Annotated in this window: 1 protein-coding gene; it reads left to right on the forward strand. The window is 29.2% G+C overall.

From position 1 onward, the window contains the following. Positions 1-223 precede the first annotated feature (223 nt). The coding region (locus HUN22_RS17580) for a hypothetical protein (RefSeq protein ID WP_174732054.1) at positions 224-572 on the forward strand (349 nt) is incomplete at its 3' end.

Genomic DNA, 572 nt, shown 5'->3' on the forward strand with positions numbered 1-572 from the left:
GTGGATATTTATCTGCTTTAGAATTAATAGAGATTACATGAAATTGTGGAGAGTTGATCAAGAAGTAATCCTGAAAGGTGACAAATTATTAAAAAAGCCCAAGTACTATGAGTCGGGCTTTTTTTTAAATAAGACTATAATTTATATCAGATAAAAACTTACATTTTCGCATAAGATGTATTATGTTAATTTTAGAATTTCTAATATGTAAGAGCATACTGATATGCAAACTATAAAAGTAGATGGAGTAACATATAATTGGGATACTTATAAAACTCTAAATTTTAAAGAAATACATGGTTTAAACTTTGATAATAATGAAATAGAGGTTCTTGAAATCAAAGGGCTTGATTTTGACTTCCATGTTGTTATTCGTATTGATACTTCTTGCTATGTTACAAGACCATCTTACAGCGATGATCCTAATTGGCTCCAGAGAACTCCAGATTGGCCAGAAAACTATTATCTTTATTATCGCTTTTTAACGAGTGTACTTGTTTTGGGTACAAAATTTTCAAAAAAATATGATATTGCTAAGACAGGAATAAGACTTTTTATAGATCGTGCTAGAG

The sequence above is a fragment of the Acinetobacter lactucae genome, assembly GCF_013344765.1.
GTDB classification, from domain to species: Bacteria; Pseudomonadota; Gammaproteobacteria; order Pseudomonadales; family Moraxellaceae; genus Acinetobacter; species Acinetobacter lactucae_A.